Raw genomic sequence first — 19,766 nt, forward strand, 5'->3', positions numbered from 1 at the left:
GGTTTGAGATAGTAGTTATCAAACGAAAAAAGATACCCTGTATTGGCCTGTTTCGCAACTGTCCGGGCCCGGATCTCGGGCACTTCCGGCTTCTTTTGCTGAAAACCCTGTTCCATCCTGTTAAATGCGGACAATTAGCTGTAATTTTGGCTACCGGCACATGCCTCTTACGGACAGGACATGAGTCAGCGTCACATACATTCAGGCACAACACGTACCCACATCCCGAGAAAATGCCCCGACCCGCCACAACCATCGCCATGATTCAGACGCCTTGCGGCGCCGATATCCCGGCCAATATCCGGAATACATTCGAAAAGATCCGGGATGCCGCTGCCGGCGGATCGCAGATAATCATACTTCAGGAGCTGTTCGCGTGGCCCTACTTCTGCCGTGAAGTGGATGACCGATTTTTTGACTGGGCGGAACCGGTCCCGGGTCCGCTTACCTTTGAACTGGAAAAACTGGCGGAAGAGCTGGAAGTGGTGATCGTCGCGTCGCTGTTTGAGAAACGGGCCGCCGGACTCTATCACAACACCGCCGTGGTGATTGACGCCGACGGACGATATGCCGGCAAATACCGCAAAATGCATATCCCCGAGGATCCCGGATTCCACGAGAAATACTACTTCACCCCCGGCGACCTTGGCTATTCCGTATTTGAAACCCGTTATGGCAGGATCGGGGTGTTGATCTGCTGGGATCAGTGGTATCCGGAAGCGGCGCGCATAACGGCCATGATGGGAGCCGACCTGCTGGTCTATCCCACGGCGATCGCCTCCCTGCCCGAAGAAGCCGGGACGGTTTCCGACACCTATCGCGATGCCTGGCAAACCATTCAGCGGAGCCATGCGATTGCCAACGGATGTTATGTAGCTTCGGTGAACCGGGTGGGGACCGAAGGCTCGCTCTCCTTCTGGGGCCACTCCTTCTTGTGCGGCCCGTTTGGTGAGGTGATCGCTCAGGGTGGAGGTGAAGAGAAAATCGTTACCGGAGAGATGGCGCCATCCGCACTGGACCGACACCGCACGACCTGGCCGTTTTTCCGGGACCGCCGCACCGATACGTATCAGCCGGTCACTTCCCGATGGCTGGATGAAGATTCGTGACCGGTTCCGCTCCGGGGCTTTGCAGCCGGACGCCTTTGCATCCCATGAAATTGCCCCCCCCTGCCGGCCAGTCGGGGCGCGCGGCCTCCGGCAATCCCTCCTCTTCGTGTCGGATGAACAAGAAGCCGGTTAAAAGTCGGCGGTCAGGTTGAAATGCACCTTGCCGTTGTGCACCGGGTCGTCGGCCGACACGGCATAGGTAAACTGAACCAGGCCGACAGGCGTACGGTAGCGAAAACCGAGTCCGCCGGAATAGAGCCACCCGGAGCTTCCGCCCCCCTCTTCTCCCAGCATGGCCGGACGCTCATACCCCCCGGCCGCGGCAAACACAAACGCATGCGAATAGGGGTCCAGCAGGTAGCGATACTCCAGCTCGCCCCAGGCGTGCCTTGCCACATGGAACTGTTCCTCGTGATATCCGCGGATGGATTGTGTGCCGCCCAGGCGCAGAAGGTCGGTTTCGGTATATTCCGGCGACTCTACGGTGGCGCCATTCAGGCTTAGGACCGCCACCTGGCGTGGCAGCGGATTGAAATAGGTTTTGAGTGTGCTGCTCACACGCTGCTGCACCATGGTCCCGCGGCTCTCCAGCTCTTCGGCCCGTGCATCGGTAACTCTTCGAAAGCCTGTTGCAAGTCGCAGGGAGAAGAGGATACCACGGGAAGGATTCAGCCGGCTGTCGGTGTTGTCGAACAGGAAACCGGCTCCTGCCGAGCGGGTAACCCCGTCGAGAACACGAACCGGCAGGGCGGGATGATCATTGGCCGACACGCCCTCATACCCCAGGTTCAGCGATACACGTCGAGCCGGGGTCCAGTCGTAAAAACCCTCCAGCTGCCAGTTGCGGACCTGATAGCTGGTGTCCTGCTGCATAAAATGGAATTGCATATCGCCTCCCAGCGGCATGCCGCCGATCCACTGTCGGCCGTAGCCTGTCCGCAGGCGGGTTACCATGCTTTCGAGCCGTTCAAAAGAGATATTCATCGTGCTGCCGGCCCAGCCCACATTGCGGATGAGCAATGCACCGCGGCCGATCACGCTGTACCCGTCGGCTCTGCCCGGGGCATAGCCGAACATCAGATCGAAGTTGTTGGCGCGCCGTTCGTCCACTTCATAGTAGACATAGGGCTCGCCGTCCCGCATCCGCACATCCCCCTCACTCACATCATGGAAGAAATCGGTATTCTCGAGGTTGCGGCGGCCTTCACGAATCAGACCGGGCGTGATGAGATCTCCCTGCCGGATGCCGGAGGCCACCTCCACATAACCCGGATCGTGCTGTTGCAGTCCGTCGGTGAAAACGCCGGCGGCATGAAACCGCTCACCGGGAATGATGGCCGCGTGGAGATATACTTCGCACTGCTCCGGGACCGGCTCAAAGGAGGCCACTTCGATTCCCGCCATCACATACCCCTGCGCTTCGTAATGGTGGATGATTCTGCGGAATTCGGCCTCCAGGGCTGCGGCGTCGTACGGATCCCCTTCGCCGTAAAATCGGGTGAAGCCCCCCGGCTCCTCCCACTCGTCAGGATCATCCTGCCACTGAAATGAATGTGAACGCACTGTGCTGCCGGACGAGTGATTCTCGATTACGCGGAACCGAAGCTCGCCCAGGGTGAAACGGCATCCCGGACGAGTATGAATGGCTATTTCCGGTGAACCCGTATCTTCATCCCTGAGCCGGACGCTGTCGATTTCAGCTGAAAAAAAGCCGCCGGACGCGTAGTAATGCGCCATCAGCTCCGCTGCCGCCTGTTCCAGTAATTGAACTTCGCTCTCTGTAGTCCGCAATAGTTGCTGTGCAGCTTCCCCGCGTGTTGCCTGCCGTGTGTGAAGCAGTTGCAGCGAATCCCGCAGCGCGTAAGGCGGGGTGGCTTCCACTCCGTCTTCAAAGAGGATCACCCGGAGTGCTCCCGATTCCCTGTCGGGGGATGTATCAGCTGTTGCCCCGGAAAGTGGAGCTGCCGCCAAAAGTGACAGCAATATGAACAGGGACGATACCGACAAGGCTGCCGACAATAGCGACCGGACTGCTACGGCCGTTATGCGACTGGCGTCACGTGCCGGTTTCTGCAACGGAAAATGGGCGAGCTGCCTCGGCATACGTCGGTTTTGGGTGGCATATCAGCGGAGGATATCCCTGACAAAACCCGGCAGCGCAAATGCTCCGCGATGGATATCCCGGTTATAATAACGTAACGAAGATCCCATTCGGATGGTGCCCTCTTCCACCCGTTTCATCACTTCCGGATCGTGCGGATGAATGCCCTGCGAGGCAAAGGCCAGCGACCACATACCGGCCGGATAGAGCGGAATAAAAGCAAGATACATCTCCGATACCCGAAACGTGGCGTCCAGTGCCGAAAAGAGATTGCGTATGGCGGGATGGTAGGACGCGACCCACGGGCTTTCGGTCTGGGCGGTAAGCACTCCGTTTTCGGTCAGCGCGTTATGGCAACTCTTGTAAAAATCATTGCTGAACAGCTCGACTGCCGGTCCCACGGGGTCGGACCCGTCAATGATAATCACATCATACGGATCTTTGACCTCTTTGACGAACCGGATCCCGTCGTCGTAATGAACGTGCAGCCTGGGGTTGTCGAACGCGCCGACACCGGGCAGAAATTCCTTGGCGGCTCTGACCACCGCCTCGTCGATCTCGACCATATCCACCCGCTCAACCGAGGGATGCTTCAATACCTCCCGGGCGGTTCCACCGTCTCCGCCACCGATAATGAGAACCCGGCGCGGGTCGGGGTGGGCGAACATCCCCACATGGGAAATCATCTCGTGATAGACAAATTCGTCCTTTTCTGAAAGCATGACCATTCCGTCGATGGTCATCATGTTTCCCCAGGTGTCGGTTTCAAACACCTCAACCAGCTGAAACGGCGTTTTTTCGGAGAACAGTTTCTTTTTGATGCCGACGGTGAGGCCGGTTCGCTCGTTGTAATACTCGTTGAATTGCATCGGCTAACAGTCCGGTTTCAGGTGGCAGTTATTCATACCAAAGTACGGCACCGGCAAAAACAGCACCGCACTCACTGACGGTATGTTCCACACCAAGCGACTTGATCTCTTTGAGGGAACGGTTTCGGTAGGCGAACGCGTCTTCGGCCATCTGCCGTACCTTTGCCTCGACAACAGTGAGCGGGGCGCGCGCTTCGTACTCCATAATCACACCGGGCAGTGCGGGATCTTCCGGCAGAGCCACGGCAATGGCGGCCGAGATAATTTCACCGGGCTGGTCGGAGTCGATATGGGCATAGGCGACGGGAATGAGTCCGCCGGGAGGCAATGCGATCTTTTCACGCTCCACGGCGCCGGGCGGTACGATGCTGCTCATCCTCATCAGGTTGGTATCTCCGACACCGGCATTCAGCAATGCCTGGTCAAACGCATTAAGCAGCATACGGCCTTCGCCGGCCCCCTTTACCAGCGAGAAAATATTCGGGGTTGAAACCATCTCCATCAATACATGTCTCCTTCTGTTAATTGCCGAATTTAGCGGCGTTTTCGGGCTTGAATAGCAGTTTTTGTCCTTCGGCAACCTTGAACATCCCCCGTTTCATCTCCATGGCAGAAGTATTTTTGGAGTCAAAACACGTTTTCAGATGCTCCTGAATAATCCAGGGGTCGATGGTGTCGCCGCAGGTAAAAATATCTACGGCAGCATAGGAATACTCGGGCCAGGTATGTATCGCCACGTGCGATTCGGCGATAACTACCATTCCGCTGACACCATGCGGGCTGAATTTATGAAATTTGTGCGATATAATGGAGGCACCGGATGCACGCGTACCTTCAAGAAGGATCGCTTCGATCTGTGAGACGTCATTCAATACATGCTCGTCGCACTCGTAAAATTCCACCAGTATTTGTCTGCCTAATGCTTCCATTTCTTCCCGTCCTTGCCTGTGGTCAAAAAATCGTTGTTGCCTCTGTAACCGTTCGAATAAAAAAAAAGCAAGCCCCTTTACATTACGACAGGTTTATTCACCCAACATGAATGCAAAAAAGCCGCCTGGAAACTTCAATTTCAATGATTGCGCTCCTTTTTTTCAGAGAAAACAAAGTTAAAAAAAATTCTGGAAAATTTATCAGTGTGCAAAAGAAATATCTGCGGATTGTGGACAGCTTATTTTGGAGTCTTGTTAGAATTTTTAATAATATAAGTGAGTTGTCCGACAATAACTTGCTCACAACCGACCGGTGATAATATGAACAAGTTACAAACGCAAACAGAAGAACTGCTGCGGGAAACAGGAGTCAGGATCAACGGATCGCGATCGTTTGATATCCAGGTACATAACGATGCACTGTACAAGCGTGTTTTCTCCGAGGGTTCGCTGGGGCTTGGAGAGGCCTATATGGACGAATGGTGGGAATGCGAAGATCTGGAAGAATTTTTCTATCGCCTGTTGTCGCAAGAGCTGGACCGCAAGCTGCACCCTGTGAGGCTTGCCGGTACCTGGGCGCGGGCCAAGTTGCTCAACCTGCAGTCTCCCGCCCGCGCATTTGCCATTGGAGAGCACCACTACGATATCGGGGATAACCTCTACGAAGCCATGCTGGACAAACGCATGATCTACAGCTGCGGCTACTGGAAGCAGACGCGCTCGCTGAACAAGGCACAGGAGCAGAAACTGGATTTGATTTTCCGGAAACTGGGACTCCGGAAGGGAATGCGGGTGCTGGATATCGGCTGCGGTTGGGGCGGTTCGCTTCAATATGCCGCAGAGAAGTACGGGGTTGAGGGCGTGGGAATCACCGTTTCCAGGAACCAGGCCGAAAAAGCTCGGGAGATGTGTCGGGACTATCCCGTCGAAATTCGTCTTCAGGACTATCGTGAGCTCGACGAAACGTTCGACCGCATCTGGTCGATCGGCATGATCGAACATGTCGGTGTCAAGAACTATCGGCGGTTCATGCAGGTGGCGCGGGAATGCCTGAAGTCCGACGGACTGTTTTTGCTGCATACTATCGGCGGGAACCGTTCCGTCCATAAAACCGATCCCTGGATCGGCAAATACATCTTTCCCAACTCCATGATCCCGTCCGTTCGCCAGCTCGGGCTGGCCTGGGAGGATCTTTTTGTGATGGAGGACTGGCACAATTTCGGCGTTCACTATCAGAAGACCCTGCAGCACTGGTACCGGAATGTCCGCCGCCATCAGGATCGCCTTCTGGAGAAATACGGTGATCGGTTCTTCCGAATGTGGCGCTATTATCTGCAGAGTTGCGCGGGGGCTTTCAAGGCCCGGAAACTCAATGTATGGCAGATCGTGCTCTCACCGAGCGGAATTCCCGGCGGGTATGAACGGCCGGAATAACCCGGGCCGCTCCCAGATCCCCATCATCAGAATCAGAAACAGGGTACTGGAAGCCAGGCCCCAGATGACAACCGTTGCCAGGTTTTGCCAGAACATGTTGTCACCCATCAGCACAAGCGGCAACAAACCCGCCAGTGTTGTAAAACTGGTGATGCATACCGGCCGCATTTTTTCCCGGTAGACATAGATCCAGCTTCGCAGTCCATGGATTCCGAGCTGTCGATATCTGTGCCGGCCGTGCATCAACAGAATGGCGTTATTCACCACCACACCCATCACCAGCAGGGCTCCCGCCACGGCACTGCGGTCGAACTGCAGGTCGAGAAACAGTGTCCCGGCCATAATTCCGATGCCTCCCAGGGGGATGGCAAGCAGTATAACGGCGGGATCGCGCCACCTTTCCAGCAGTGCGGATATAATCATCCAAACACTTAATATGGCCATCAGAAACACAAAAATCAGTTGCCGATCGGAGTCCTCTGCGGCAAACCAGTTGCGGGTGTCCCGTTCGATGGTCATTCCCGGAGGAACGGGTAGGCCCTCGATCACATCGTTTCTCACTGCATTTGCGAGGCGTGCCGTCCCCAAATAATCAAAAGAAACCACACGGGTGTACATCTGGTCCTCTCGCCGGATTTCGGGCAGGGCTCTCTCTCTTTGGAGAGCGGCGATTTCATCCACCGTAAACATGCGCCCATCCAACCGGCGCGGGACGTTCCGGAACTGCTCCTTGTAGGCGCGGTCATGCCGGTTGCTTGCAATCAGATACATCTGGCGGTTGTCGAATGTGACTCTTCCAAACGTTGAGAACTCCGGATTGATATCGATTTGCAGCATTTCAAGAACAGATCGCCGGGTCAGTCCGTGTTGAATCAGGCGATCGTCGTCGGGTGTCAGAACAAAATGATACTGGTCACCCATGATGTTTGAATGAGGGGAGGCGTTTATATTGACATCCGTGACCCTTGAATGACGTTGCAGCCGGCGGCGGATCTCCCTGGCCGTTTCATCCAGCTGTTCGTAGGAGTATCCTCTCAAGTTGATGGCGTTGCTCATTTGCTGTCCCCCTCCAAACCCCGTCCAGAAAGACTCTCCGTATCCGCTGACCGAGATGCCGACATTACCGGTTCGTGCTGCCAGAAACGCTGCGCGCCCGAACAAAATATACGGCTCCGGCTGCCTTTGATAGCCGTCCGGGAAATAGATCTGCAGCCGGGCACTGGACCCGAGTTCCGACACATGCGACTCATAGTAGTCCACCACATGCTCAAACGGCTCAACCAGCGACTCAAACTGGCGCATGATTTTGTCCAGCTCTTCGAAAGGCGAACCGACCGGCGCACGCATCCATATCGAGATGTGGTCATATTCCTGAAGACCGGCCCATCCCTCCCCAAAACGGCCCTGCTGACTGAAGCGATAAGAGAGTCCGCCGATATATGGATCGATACTTTCCCGGTTTTCGAAATAGGGTTTCGATATGGTTTGCCAGGGGCCGGTACTGCCGTCTTCATCGGGTTCCGGCTCCGAAACCAGATGCAGCGGAACACCGATCAATAGCAGTAGCGCGGGATAGAGCAGCCACCGCACGCGATGGCGCCACAGGAACATTCCGAGAAGTATCCGGCCGGTACGTCTACGCGGTTTATTTCTCCGGTATGTAAGGCCGGCATCGTATCCGGGTCCGTCTGAAATGCTCCCGGAAAGCGCATCGCCTGCATTGGGGTGCAGTTTGCCGGAAATGCTATTGGAAGGGATATCATGGGCAGCCTGATCGAACCTGTCTGATGTGTTTTTGAAAGGCTTGCTGCCGGCGGCGGGTGCCGGGATCCTGACCAGCCAGATCAGCGCGTAAGGAATCCAGCTCAACGATATCACCACCGAAGAGACCAGGGTGAGCGTAAGGGCCATGCCGAGCGGCATCAGAAACATACGGATCTCATCGAGGGCAAAAATGAGTGGGACAAAAATACCGACGGTGGTCAGCGTGCTTCCGATCACCGGGACCAGCACATGCGGCAGTCTGCGGCGGACATGGTCGATCCGTGCCCGGCGTGACAGCGGCAAGCCCGGATTCAGATGTTCGAACACCACTACCGCGTTGTCGATGATCATCCCGAGGGCGATGGTGAGTCCGGCCAGGGTAATCACATTGATGGTGTAGCCGAGGAATTGCAGCATAATCACTGCGAAAAGCAGGGAAAACAGGATACTTCCCAGAATGACCAACGGTGCCCGGACTTTCCGGATAAAAACCAGCAGAACCAGAAAAACACATATCAGGCTGATCATCGCCTGCCGTTCGAGCAAAGCAAGCTCCTTGCGCAGCTCCCTGGTGGCGTCCCGCTCGATTTGAATGTGGATCCCTGCCGGCAGGGCGGACTGGATTTCATCCATCCGGTCAATGACTGTTTCGGCAAGCTGCATTGCATCGGTGCCGGTTTCGCGCTCAAACCGGATGGTAAGCGCGGGGTTCCCGTTGATGCGCATACTGGACCGTTCGGGATAATCGCTGATCGTCACATTTGCGATATCCCCCACCCTCACCCTTCGCTCGATCCCGGACAACGGAATCGGCATGGAGCGGATATCATCGAGACTGTGCAGCCCGGGCGGCACCAGCATACTGTATCGGATACCGGAGGCATCGTGGAAACCGGCAGAGCGATGATTCAGCCGGTCGTTAATCTGGCGCATCACCATGGGAACCGAAATTCCGAGCCGTTCCACGGCTGCGATATCAAGTTCAATCAACAAGGTGGGATCGCGAACACCGCTCAGCTCGATACCGGCGATACCCGAAATCCCTGACAGCGGCAGTTTGATGGTGCGTTCCGCCAGCTCCAGCAGTTCATGGGGCTCACGTTCGCCGCTGATGGAATAGACCAGGAACGTCTGCAATTCTCTAAGCTCCTGCGGCACCCGGCGGCTGATCCGGGCAGGCCGAACGGCAGGCGGCAAATTGCTTTCCAGCACACGCAGGTATTCTTGCAATTCTACCATTCGGTATTCGACCGGTGCCTGTTTCTGGAAGTAAATGGTTACATGGGAGACCCCTTCGCGTGAGACGGATGTCACGCGCTCGACATCCCGCAGGCGCCGTACCTGCTGTTCCACCCGTCTGGAAATCTCCTGCTCCATTACCTCCGGTGAGGTACGGCTCCAGTAATAGGTTACGGTAATACTTGGCAGATTGATTCCCGGCGACATCTCCACAGGTATCCGATGCCATGCCACAACCCCGACCAGAATTACCATCAGGTAAAACATCGAAATCAGATATTTGCGCCGGAACAATTCGTTCATATGTCTGCACGTAAGATACCCGGCCGGGTACCGGGTTGGGAAGGTTCAGTCATTCGGCAAGGTGAGGGTGAGGCAATCAAGGTAACGACTGGGCTGATTCATGGAGTGTTTCATCCGGCGGGTTGGTGCTTTAATCAGAACCGGAAACGGGGGGTTATCCGCTGCAGGTGGCTTATTGCGAAATGCCGGTCGACGGCGACCGTATCACCGGGATGGATATCCGGGTGATCGATCACCACCCATTCCGATGTACCGGCTACCGGTTCGATGTAGATCCACTCGACGGTATGGTTATTAAGGCGGAAAAGCAGCGGCCGGCCGTCGCGCTCCAGCATTGCCGAACGGGGGATGCGAGCCCGACCCTGTACCGACCTGGTCAGAATCCGTCCGTCGACCGTCATGCCGGATCGCAGTTGCCGGTCGGTGTTGTCGAACAGGGCTACAATCTGTCCGGTCTTGCTCTCCGGGCTCACCACCGGAGAAACCGCCTCAACCACCCCTTCCGTGCGATATCCGAATCCGGTTTCCAGTTCCACCCGCATGCCTTCTTCCACCGTTGCAAGTTCGCTCTCCAGAAGGTCGAAGCGCACCCGTACCTGCGAATCATCCACCAACTGCCCCAGCTCGGTTCCGGCAGCGAGGTACTGGCCCCTGGAATCATTGCGCCGGGTGTGAATCTGGCCGTCGAACGGAGCAATGAGACTCGTATAACTCAGATCCAGTTCCGCACGTTGCAGCCGCACCCTGGCCTCGGAAAGGCCGTGCACATTCTGCAGGAAGCGGATCATTTCGTCGGGGAGCTGCTCCGTCCCGGAGTTCCTCAGCCGCTGTTCCCGTTCAATGTCATAATCGGAGGCGGCTTTATCGAGCGCGAACCGGGCCTGTTTTACCGCAAGCTGCCACTCATCGTCCTGCAGGGCCAGTATGGTATCCCCTGCTGTCACATGCCGCCCCTCCCGGATCAGGTGCCGGTCCACAAACCCGCCCAGGCGATTATAGAGCGTGACGGCGTTCAGCGGCTCCACCGTTCCCTGGGTTTCGACATAGTGATAAAGCGGCTTGTCATCGGCAAGGTCAAAAATCACCGTCGGCAAAACTTCCCTGCGCTCGTCTCCCCTGCTCTCGGCGTTGTTCTCGTCATTCTCTCCGGAGCAGGCCGCCATCCATACAGTAACCATCAGAAATACCGCTAAAAAGGCGATACGCCGGGATGTTTTTTTTGTGGATAAGGGGGTGATACCGCCGTTGTCTCGGGAATTGTCACTGCTGGTAGGTATGCTAAGTGGATCCATAGGGTTTCCGGATACTTGTTGAGGGATTCCAGTATTCAATGGCACCGGTGGCGCTTTGCGATGATATGGTTTGTGTTCCGATGTGAGGGTTTCACTGTTCTTCTACTCTGTAGCCTCCCTTTCTTTTCCCGACTCCATCCACCGAAACACCATTGGCACCAGGAAGAGGGTTAGCAGCGTGCTGGTCACCATTCCGCCCATTAATGCCAGGGCCAGCGACTGCCGGAATTCATAACCGTCACCGACAGGTATGATCATCGGCAGCAATCCGAGCAGTGTGGTCATGGTGGTCATAATAACAGGACGAAACCGGTGTCTGCCGGCCATGGTAACCGCCTCATCCAGTCGGCCGGTCTCTTCGAGGTATCGCCGCATGAAATCGACTTTGAGGATGGCGTCGTTGACGGCGATTCCCGTGAGCACCAGAATCCCCATAAACGAAAGGATATTGAGGCTGAGGCCGGTTGCCCATAGCAGCAGCAGTGAGCCGATCCATGCGAAAGGAACACCAAGCATGATAATAAGCGGGTATTTCAGGTTTTCGTACTGGATAGTGAGAATCATGTAGATGAGGATCACGCTGATTAGCAGCAATCGGGCCATATCGCGCAGCAACGACTCTATCTGGATCGCGGTGCCGGAGAGACTTACATCCAGGCCGGTCTCCAGCCGGAACGCTTCGACGATTTGCCGGAAGTCGTTTTGCACCCACCACCACTCGGCCAGGCCGATATTACCCAGATAACTGAGCACCGGAGTCTGGTTGATACGTTCAATCTGTTCGGGCTCGGTCACACGTTCGATACGTGCCAGCTCGGCAAGCCGGATGGATCGGCCCCGGCTGGGTATCCGGATATCGGTCGGGTCAAAATGGCCGACGCCCTGCTGATAGAGCCGGACATCGATATTTTCATCTTCGTGCAGCCACTCGGTGATCATAGTACCTCGCGCAGCCGACTCCAGAAAAGAGATGACCTCTATTTCGGTCATACTGTAACGAAGAAGCTGCTCCGGACGAAAATGCATTTGCCAGGTTTCCACCTCTTCCGCGTGTTGAAGATCGAATTGCCAGTCGGGGTTGCGTTCCGACATCCTGGCTCGTAACAGTTCCATACCTTCGGCGCCATCATTGCGATCCACACCGGTAATATGGACGATGACCGGCGCCGCCTGACGCCCCAGAAAGTTTTCAAAAAGCGGCAGGGCATCCAGCGGTTCGAAGCGCCATTGAGGATGCTGTTGTTGCAGTAAACGGATGTGATCACGGATTTGGCCGGCCTGTTCCGGTGACTGTAACGGGATATCCAGAATAAAGCGATTCATGCCTTCTTCGGCCAGCCGGGTGATGTTGGTGTCGTCGGTATAGCCCCCGATGGTGAGCATCGGCCCGATGCCCTCAAAACCTCCGTTCTGTGCGGCTCCACCCCGACCGGAAGCGCCGGTTGGGCCGGCTTCCTCCCTCACACCGATCCCTGCGGAGTTCTGGTTATGGTACAGGGATGTGGTGATGGCTCTTGCAGCTTCCTGTGTCGTTCGAAGCGCGGTATTTCCGGGAAGGACGACACGGTAGCGAAGCCGCTGCTCTTCCCCTTGGGGAATGAGTTCTTTCGGGATGAAAAGAAACGAGAGCACGGCAAGCAGCAAGGCCGTCATGAATAGAGAGATGACCAGGAGCGGCCGGCGCAGGCTGAAAGCCAATAACTGCTCGTACCGTTTCAATGCATGCTCCATACCCCGGGTAAACATGGTGCCGCTTTCCGGTGCGTCGGGGTCGGATTTCGCTGCGGCGGGATCGGATTCGGTGGAGCCCTCCCTTTTCGTTCGGCGTTTGCGAAACTGGAGAACCAGTACCGGAATAATGAGCAATGCCACAAGCAGAGACGAGAGCAATGCGATGGAGAGCGTAAGTGCCTGATCCCGGAAGAAGGCGCCCTCAAAACCGCCAAGAAAAACCAGGGGCAGAAAAACCGATATGGTGGTCAGGGTGGATGCCGTGATAGCGAGAGCAATCTCTCTGGTACCCTTTCCGGCCGCTTCGAACAGGGGCAGGCCGGCTTTTCGGTGGCGGTTGATGTTTTCAAGCACCACTATGGCATTGTCAACCAGCAAACCAATACCGAGAGTGAGTCCGCTCAGGGAGATAATATTCAGCTGAATGCCAAAAAGATACATCACGAAGAAAGTCAGCATAATACTGACCGGGATCGCGACACCAATTGTGAGGGGGCTTCGCGGGTCGTTCAAAAAGAAAAAAAGTACAAAAAAGGCGAGCACACCACCAATTAACAAGGTTTGAAGCAGGTTGTCGATGGACTTCTCGATAAAGGTGGCGTTTTCGGTGAGTACTTCCAGGGAAATTCCGGGGAATTGCTGCCGCAGTTCTTCCAGTACCGGCACCATTTGATGATAGACCTGCACCAGGTTGCTGTCGAAATCTTTTTTTACCAGTACAGAGAGAATGGGGCGTCCGTCGATCATGGAAAAGGAGACCGGGTCGCGCTCATCCATTTGCACATCGGCAACATCCTCAAGACGTAGTATGCGTTCTCCGCCGATTCTTTTAAGCGGCAGGCGCCGGAGCTGTTCAATCGAAGCGATACGACTTTCCACTTTTAGTGAATAGCGGTACCAGCCGTCGCGCAGTTCACCGGTTTGAGAAAACATATTTGCTTCGGTGATACGTGCCCGGATTTCGGCAACAGACAGACCGTACCGGTCGGCCAGGTGGGGATGATATCGAATATGCACTTCGGGGGTGACGGCGCCTACCACAACAGCCTGCGCAATACCGTCTTCCAGTTCGAGCCTTCGGGAAAGTACCCGGTCGGCCCACTGCTTAAGCTGGAGCCGTTCGTGATAACCGGGGTCGGGATTATCTTGCAAGCGAACCCCGAGTACAGCAACCGGTTCATCTCCCGGATCCGAGTAAACCAGCTGGGGGCGTTCGGCTTGCTGTGGCAGGCGAACCCGAACCCGATCGAGTGTTTCCCTGGCATTCAGAAATGCCAGATCCATATTGTGTCCCCATTCAAACTCCAACGAGACAAAGCCGATGCCCTGTCTGGCGAAGCTGCGCGTTCCTTTTAAGCCGGGAAGTGTTCCAAGGGCAGCTTCAAGCTCCTCATTGATCCGGGTTTCCACTTCGCTTGCTGAAGCTCCGGGCCATTCGGCACGCACCATCAGCGACGGCACATCCACATCCGGAAGCAGGTCCACCGACAGCTCCTGAAGCGCGATATATCCGAAGATAAACGTCGCAAGAACAAGCATCAGAGCGGTTATTGGGCGCTTAAGAAGCATTCCTGAGATAGTTGGTCTGCAATTTCAACGGGAAGTTCATACACAATGCAGCTTAAGCAAGATCCGGAACTTAAGCCCTTATTTCAATTATTTATGATTTGAGGTTATATAATAATTCATCACCCCCTGGTTTTTGTTATGTGGTCACGAAGCTCATAAACTCCAATTACGATTTCATCGGCTTCAAACGTATCAATGAAAAACAACCGGTTTCGGTCGCTGTCCACAGCGATGGGGTGGTATGGAATTGATACTTCGGTTATGTATTCATAGTCATTGGTCCTGTCATATATGGATAGGAAAAAAAACATTTTTGATAAATCATTGTCAGCCGCTCCCTGCTTTGTCAAATTGTAAAACCTGAACACCAGGTAGTCTTTAGTTATAAAAGGTGAATCCACAATACTTTTCTCCAATGCAACATTCATTCTTTGTTCCATACTATGTTCCATTCGCATAGGGGTATCACTCATTAAAAAATTGGGAGATTGGTAACCAAATCTGCCGACATACTCGTAGTCATTATCAACATCAAATATTTTAAAATACGGAATGATAATATGTGTAGTAATGATAGTACGACTGTACTTATCCAAAGCCATAAATGTATGCCTCATCATGTCATCTAACTCTTTTATATAGTATTGATCAATACGACCGTACTTTTTAAAGTATGTGAAGCTACTATCCATTTTTACGAAGGTTGATATATCTTTCATATCCATGTTAAACCATCCCGGTTGTTCCATGGATATATAATAGTAGTTATCAAGATGATAGATATAATTACCCCTCTTCCAGATCCGACCTAATGTCACTGGCTCATACGTGTTTATCAGTTCGCCATGGCGAGAAAATGTTTTGACAAGTTGATTCTGATGATCATATACCAGGATATTACACTCCAAGTCCATTCCTATATTCGATGTCGCCAGCAACTCTTCTGGTCCACGTCCCTCTACGCCAAAGCTCGATATGAGCTCTCCCTCCATGTCGACGACGAGTATTTTTTGACTGCCACGATTGACCAGCAAAAGCAACTCATGTTTACTGCAATACAACGAATTATAGCTAATCTCTCCAAGAATTTGAGTAACATCCTCACTCAGTACGATCGCATGCACCTTATCGGCGATGTCATCAAGTGTTCCGCCTGTATCAATTACTTGTTCTTTTGAACAACTAATAGCTATAATTACAGTAAATATAACAGCGATTTTTTTCATATCGAAAAGCCAGTTAGATCTTTAAAGCGACCTAAAAATATAGGTCGCTTTAAAGATACATTAATATAGTTCATGCTTCTTGAACTCAAGGTTGATCTGCTTCATGAACTGGACCACCAGGGCCTCCAGGCAATGGACTGGATTCACAAATGATGCATCGATTACCTTCACCAGCACAATCTTGACCTGGAATCCAATCCTTTGTAGTAGTACTTTCACAAGCATAAGCATCATTTGCACTTATATGAATTCCACCAAAGACCAGCATCATTGAAAAACACATAATCTGTATACTTCTCTTCATCGTTTTCATAACACTTCTCTTTTTGTTATTATTTATTTTTCATAACAATCCGACATTCATCAAGATTGTTGTTTAGAGTATAGTATCATAAACTACAAACATGTGTGAATAAATACGTGAATTATCCCCCCCATTTTTATTATGATAAATGGATGGATATATCCCATAATATCTGAAAAAAGCCTTTGAAAAGGTACTCCTGTTACTGTAACCAACATATACAGCCAGAATCATTGTATTTACCACCCCTTTGTCTATTAATTTTTTTGCCATCTCCATGCGTAGTTTGGTAATATAAAACTTTGCTGTTACGCCAACGTCTGCATGAAATCTTTCACTCGTTTTTTTTCCAAATCCAGCTTTTTTCGTCAACCAGGCTATTGTCAACTCTTCTGAATTTAAATGAGTGTGGATAAGGTCGATCCACTCCACCACATCATACCGGTATTTTCTGTTCTTTTCTCCATACTTCTTGATGACATAACGTTTTATCCTCTCCACTTCTGAATTGCTATAATGTACCATAAAGCCAGTTTTGCAAGTTTTACGTTCGAACAGTATGTGTCAATCTGCCTGTATATCGCTCACTCCGGGAGAAATATGATTTGGGCGACACCAACAGGCGCTCTCCTGACCGGTTATCCACAATACAGATAGCAGCATTGTTGTTGGCAGCAAAGTGAATGAATAGCAACACGGTAAAGCAGTGCTTTTCATCAAAGTCATCCAGGTCCCCAAGCCGGAAGAACTCCTGTAATGTGCAGGAAATCTCCTGCCAATGGATAAAGCCGGCCTTTACAAGTAATAAAATGGCATTAAAGCAGAACAGTTTTAGTAACAATATCTCTTATTGTGGCATTATACAGGACGTTTCGGCGCATTTCTATGCTAGGTAGAGACCCTCACCGGCAATTCCTTACATTAGTAATTCTTAATAGTTCAATTTCTCTCTCAACCTTTCGATTTCCCCGGTATCGCGAATTCCAGTACGCCTCATGCCGTCATAAGCATGCTCAGGAGTCCGGTCACACCTGTTCAGAATTCTGTCACTGTTGTCTCATTGCCGGGGTGTCAGGCTTTTAATCAGCGACAGCGCTTGCAAATACTATTCTCTCCGAATTCCTGAAAACCCGGCCGCTTCATTCGTGCTACCGGATTCTCCTGCCATTTCGGGTTTTTCCGGGTTGCGATCCTGCCGGCAAATCCACCCGGGCACTTTGGTCACGGTTCGGGTCAGGCGGTCAATTTCTTGACGGTCATAAGAAGGATGGCCTCCGGTGACTCTTTGCTGAACCCCTTGATCGCCTTGTCGGCATCGAGAAGTGTTTCAAATACATGCGGGCAGGATGCCAGCGAATAGTGACGTCCGGCCTGGGCCAGCTTTTTGTAATAGAAGGTGCTGTTGATGCCGGTGTGATCCCGAATCTGGTCGGGGGTCAGGCCTTTGCGGGAAAGCCGCTGTATATGCCAGATTTTGCCGAATGTCGTGTAGAGGAAGCCGATCATCTTGATCACCTCGCCGGCCGGTGAATCCGCTTTGCCGATCATCTGATGCGCCACAAACATGGCCTTCTCGGTGTTCCGCTCCATCAGGGCATCCGAGAAATCAAACATGGTGAATTCGCGCGACAGCCCCACAACCTGGCGCACATCCTCCACGGTAATCGCGCCCTGATCCGTTCTGTAGGTCGAGAGTTTTTCAATTTCGACCGTGAGTTGCTGCAGGTTGTTCCCGACGTGGTAGGCCAGCAGCTGTGTGGCGCTATCTTCAAAACCGAGCTGATGCTCGCTGCGCGCCCACTCCGTGATCCATTGCTGCAGCCGGTAGTCGGGGACCGGCTCGAACGTATGCACGGTTACCTTTTCGCTTTTCCTGAGCGCCTTGCCGATTTTTGTGGTTGCGGCCGGACGCTTGTCATTCACCAGCACCAGTGTGGTGGTGGGATTCGGCTGGTTGAGATAGGCCACCAGGTCATCGGGACTTCCCCCGCCGGTGGATAGCGACTCCTGTCCGGGTGCGTCCGGCGAATCCTCCTGCTCCGATTTGCCGGCTGAATCACGTGCGAACAGCTTCATAAAGTCGCGGACAATCACCACCCGTCGCTCGGCCATCATCGGATAGCTGCGACAAATACCGATCAGCTTGTCCAGGGTGAACTCCTCACCATAAAGGATATCGAGGTTGAAGTCGCGCGCCTCATCCGGCACAACCGACTCCGCCGCATCCTGCAGGCGGTCGAGGAAAAAACTCTCCTCGCCAAAAAAGCCGTAAACCGGTTTCAGTTCCGGTCCTTGCAACTCTTTCAGGAGGTTTTTATAGTGTTCCAGGCTGGATGGTTTCGCCATGACTGCTTTCGTTCGATAAAACGGTTAGAGGATACAGCGGCATAACGGTCAGGGGTACAACCGGCCCATCATTCTGGGAAACGGGATGGTCTCACGAACGTGTTTGAGTCCGCAGAGCCACGCCACCGTCCGCTCCAGGCCCAGCCCGAAACCGGAATGGGGAACCGATCCATACTTGCGCAAATCGAGGTACCAGCGAAACTGCTCTTCCGGCAGGTTGTGTTCACGGATCCGTTGCTTCAGGGTTTCCAGATCCTCCTCCCGCTGGCCGCCTCCGATGATTTCTCCATATCCTTCCGGCGCAAGCATATCCACACCCAGGGCGATGTTATCGTCCTCGGGGTCACGTTTCATATAGAAGGCCTTCACCTCGGCCGGGTATCCGTAGACCATGACCGGCGTCTGCTCGTCCATGGTGAGCAGTGTTTCATCGCTGCCGCCGAAATCTTCGCCCCACTTTTTCTCGAGTGCCGATTTCTTCCAGACCGGAATATTCCTGAGATCCTCTTCCACCTGCTCCAGCCGGGCGTTAATTTCGCCCCGCCGCCGGTCGATCTGAAACTTCCGTCCTTTTTTTGCCTGACCAAATTCCGCGTCCAGGTCCGTTCGTTCCTGCTTGAGCGCTTCCGCCTCCGCGTGACGTTCTGAGGCCATGGTATCCAGTTTTTCCTGCATGGCGGGCGATTTCAGTCGTTCAACCGCCTCGCTATAGCTGATACGCGGAAACGGTTTCTGAATCCGCTCCAGCCTGGTGATATCCCGCTCGAGAACTTCCAGCTCGGCCCGGTTTTTCGCCAGCACTTCGGCAACGATGAACGAAATCATCTCCTCGGCCAGATCCATGTTCATCGGCAGATCGTAAAACGCCATCTCGGGCTCGATCATCCAGAATTCGGTGAGGTGACGGCGGGTTTTGCTTTTTTCGGCGCGAAAGGTGGGGCCGAAGGTGTAGATCTTGCCGTGTGCCATAGCCATCGCCTCCCCGTAAAGCTGGCCCGACTGGGTAAGGTAGGCTTTACGGTCGAAATAATCGGTCTCGAACAGGTTGGTCGTACCCTCGGCCGCGTTGCCCGTGAAAATGGGCGCGTCCATCTGAATGAAACCGCGTTCCTGGAAAAATCGGTGGATGGCGTAGATGATGGTGTTGCGCACGCGCATGGCCGCCCATTGCTTGCGGCTTCGCAGCCACAGGTGGCGATGCTCCATCAGAAATTCGATGCCGTGCTCTTTGGGGGTGATGGGGTATTCCTCTCCCCTGGAAACGGTTTTGAGTCCGGTTACATGGAGTTCGTACCCGCCGATGCTTCGCTCATCCGCCTGAACCATTCCGGTGATCTCAATCGCGCTTTCCTGCTGCAGATTTTGGGCTTCCTGCCATACCTCATCGGAAACGTCCTCCTGGGCCACAATGGTCTGGCAAAGTCCCGTTCCGTCCCGGACAATGATGAACACCAGCTTCTTGCTGGTTCGAATGTTGTACACCCACCCTTTGAGTGTGGCCTGGCGGCCGTCATATTCGGAAATATTAGTAATATATACCATGTATGTCG

The 19,766-nt window shown here is 53.6% G+C and carries 14 protein-coding genes; 2 read left to right on the top strand and 12 right to left on the bottom strand.

Annotated features, from left to right (window positions below):
• The first annotated feature begins 233 nt into the window (after window positions 1–233).
• A complete protein-coding gene (locus QA596_03950) occupies window positions 234–1,109 on the top strand; it encodes a carbon-nitrogen hydrolase (protein ID MDG5766609.1) in 876 nt (291 codons plus the stop codon).
• Window positions 1,110–1,238: 129 nt separating this feature from the next.
• Here QA596_03950 and QA596_03955 read toward each other — a convergent pair whose 3' ends face one another.
• The 4 genes from QA596_03955 to speD are packed head-to-tail and all read right to left on the bottom strand — an operon-like array spanning window position 1,239 to window position 5,008.
• Complete coding sequence (locus tag QA596_03955; protein MDG5766610.1) at window positions 1,239–3,212, bottom strand: BamA/TamA family outer membrane protein; 1,974 nt, start codon at window positions 3,210–3,212, stop codon at window positions 1,239–1,241.
• A gap of 21 nt (window positions 3,213–3,233) precedes the next feature.
• On the bottom strand, window positions 3,234–4,079 hold the full coding sequence (gene speE, locus QA596_03960; protein ID MDG5766611.1) for a polyamine aminopropyltransferase: 846 nt from the start codon (window positions 4,077–4,079) through the stop codon (window positions 3,234–3,236).
• Window positions 4,080–4,107: 28 nt separating this feature from the next.
• Entirely contained in the window at window positions 4,108–4,581 is a 474-nt protein-coding gene (locus QA596_03965; protein ID MDG5766612.1) for an arginine decarboxylase, pyruvoyl-dependent, read from the bottom strand.
• A gap of 19 nt (window positions 4,582–4,600) precedes the next feature.
• Window positions 4,601–5,008, bottom strand: coding sequence for an adenosylmethionine decarboxylase (speD, locus tag QA596_03970; GenBank protein ID MDG5766613.1), 408 nt, complete (start codon window positions 5,006–5,008; stop codon window positions 4,601–4,603).
• Window positions 5,009–5,329: 321 nt separating this feature from the next.
• On the opposite strand from speD, the gene cfa reads away from it, so the two are divergent.
• Complete coding sequence (cfa, locus tag QA596_03975) at window positions 5,330–6,442, top strand: cyclopropane fatty acyl phospholipid synthase (GenBank protein MDG5766614.1); 1,113 nt, start codon at window positions 5,330–5,332, stop codon at window positions 6,440–6,442.
• On the opposite strand, the gene QA596_03980 is transcribed toward cfa, so the two are convergent.
• The 8 genes from QA596_03980 to QA596_04015 form a co-directional block, all read right to left on the bottom strand.
• Window positions 6,401–9,748 carry an efflux RND transporter permease subunit gene (locus QA596_03980; GenBank protein ID MDG5766615.1) on the bottom strand — a complete coding sequence of 1,116 codons (3,348 nt, stop codon included), beginning with the start codon at window positions 9,746–9,748 and terminating at the stop codon, window positions 6,401–6,403. The genes cfa and QA596_03980 overlap by 42 nt on opposite strands.
• A 134-nt stretch (window positions 9,749–9,882) precedes the next feature.
• Window positions 9,883–11,040, bottom strand: coding sequence for an efflux RND transporter periplasmic adaptor subunit (locus tag QA596_03985; GenBank protein MDG5766616.1), 1,158 nt, complete (start codon window positions 11,038–11,040; stop codon window positions 9,883–9,885).
• 102 nt (window positions 11,041–11,142) lie between these two features.
• Entirely contained in the window at window positions 11,143–14,340 is a 3,198-nt protein-coding gene (locus QA596_03990; protein MDG5766617.1) for an efflux RND transporter permease subunit, read from the bottom strand.
• Between the two features lie 119 nt (window positions 14,341–14,459).
• A complete protein-coding gene (locus QA596_03995; protein MDG5766618.1) occupies window positions 14,460–15,566 on the bottom strand; it encodes a hypothetical protein in 1,107 nt (368 codons plus the stop codon).
• Between the two features lie 85 nt (window positions 15,567–15,651).
• A complete protein-coding gene (locus QA596_04000; GenBank protein MDG5766619.1) occupies window positions 15,652–15,879 on the bottom strand; it encodes a hypothetical protein in 228 nt (75 codons plus the stop codon).
• 63 nt (window positions 15,880–15,942) lie between these two features.
• Window positions 15,943–16,395, bottom strand: coding sequence for an AraC family transcriptional regulator (locus QA596_04005; protein MDG5766620.1), 453 nt, complete (start codon window positions 16,393–16,395; stop codon window positions 15,943–15,945).
• Window positions 16,396–17,103: 708 nt separating this feature from the next.
• Window positions 17,104–18,216 (bottom strand): DNA polymerase III subunit delta, encoded by a 1,113-nt coding sequence (holA, locus tag QA596_04010; GenBank protein ID MDG5766621.1) that lies wholly within the window; start codon window positions 18,214–18,216, stop codon window positions 17,104–17,106.
• A 48-nt stretch (window positions 18,217–18,264) separates the two neighbouring features.
• Window positions 18,265–19,758, bottom strand: coding sequence for an asparagine--tRNA ligase (locus QA596_04015; protein ID MDG5766622.1), 1,494 nt, complete (start codon window positions 19,756–19,758; stop codon window positions 18,265–18,267).
• Window positions 19,759–19,766: the final 8 nt, after the last annotated feature.

The organism is Balneolales bacterium ANBcel1 (assembly GCA_029688905.1).
Classification (GTDB): Bacteria; Bacteroidota; Rhodothermia; order Balneolales; family Natronogracilivirgulaceae; genus SLLW01.